This window comes from Empedobacter sp. UBA7252, assembly GCF_002472765.1.
Classification (GTDB): domain Bacteria; phylum Bacteroidota; class Bacteroidia; order Flavobacteriales; family Weeksellaceae; genus Empedobacter; species Empedobacter falsenii_B.
The window spans coordinates 3,975-4,444 of the sequence record NZ_DKSQ01000028.1; the positions used below are offsets into that span (position 1 = coordinate 3,975).

The window sequence follows — 470 nt, forward strand, 5'->3', positions numbered from 1 at the left end:
TTCGGCAAATTTATTAGATGTTGGATTAGTAAAATTCAGAGGCGATAACCATCATTTCTACAATCCTTCGCAAAGAGTTCAAATTCGTAATAATCCAAAATTAGATGGAGTTGAATTTGAAAGTGTTGATCAATAATTAGGACTTTTGAGCAAAGAAGTTTATGGTGATGAAACAAAATCTAAAACGGGAAATAATTTTTCGATCGGTTTACCAACGAGTTTACATCTTAATCTGAGTAAAAAAATTATTGAAAATCATTACTTAAATTTCAATTGGATGCAACGAATTCCAGTTTTTGAAAATAGTTTGAAACGTATCAATGTACTACAAACTTCTTATACTATCCAAAAAAATGGATTTGGAATTGGACCTTCCCTTTCTATCTATGATTTTGAAAATATAACATTTGGTGGGTATGTAAGAATTGGCCCTCTAATTTTGGGCAGTGATAATGCAATTCCAATCGTTT

1 protein-coding gene is annotated in these 470 nt (G+C 30.4%); it reads left to right on the forward strand.

Annotated elements, in window-relative coordinates:
* Positions 1-145: 145 nt before the first annotated feature.
* The coding region (locus tag B2X73_RS04205; RefSeq protein ID WP_291095810.1) for a hypothetical protein at positions 146-470 on the forward strand (325 nt) is incomplete at its 3' end.